This window comes from Xanthovirga aplysinae, assembly GCF_009711365.1.
Lineage (GTDB): Bacteria > Bacteroidota > Bacteroidia > Cytophagales > Cyclobacteriaceae > Xanthovirga > Xanthovirga aplysinae.
This window is the reverse complement of the sequence record NZ_SMMB01000163.1, coordinates 1-549: the sequence shown is the minus strand read 5'-3', so window position 1 is coordinate 549 and position 549 is coordinate 1. Positions and strand designations below refer to the sequence as shown.

Below are 549 nucleotides of genomic sequence, written 5' to 3'. Positions count from 1 at the left end.
CATATGGGAGGAGGACCGTTGGAAAAAAAATTAAGAAATTATATAAAAACTTTTAAGCAGCCCAACCTACAGGCAGAACTAAAAGGGGCCGTTCCTCATCAGGAAGTGCTAAATTTTTATAGAGAAGAGAGGGTGGATGTTTTTATGAATGTCAGTGATACTGAAGGGGTTCCAGTGACAATTATGGAAGCGCAAAGCTATGGAATTCCGGTTATCGCCACTGCAGTGGGTGGTACTTCCGAGATTGTTTCTAATGAAAATGGAATATTGCTTCCTAAAGCATGTGAGGTGTACGATATAATAAATGCTCTTTCAAAAATCTTGGATAACAATTTTTATCAAAAAAGGGAAAAAAGCCGAAAGTCCTGGGAAAAGAAATTTGTGGCAGAAATAAATTATAGAAAATTGGTTGAATCCATTCTAGGTTTAGGGGTTGGTAGTCAATTGACGTAATTGGGGAATTATTATCTGGAATAAAGGATAACAAGTTTAGATTGCTATTGGTCTCATCATATTCTATTCTTCTTTAAACAATCATTATTTTTTTTT

The 549-nt window shown here is 35.2% G+C and carries 1 protein-coding gene; it reads left to right on the top strand.

Annotated elements, in window-relative coordinates:
- The coding region (locus E1171_RS00270; RefSeq protein ID WP_155202990.1) for a glycosyltransferase at positions 1–453 on the top strand (453 nt) is incomplete at its 5' end.
- Between the last annotated feature and the right edge of the window lie 96 nt (positions 454–549).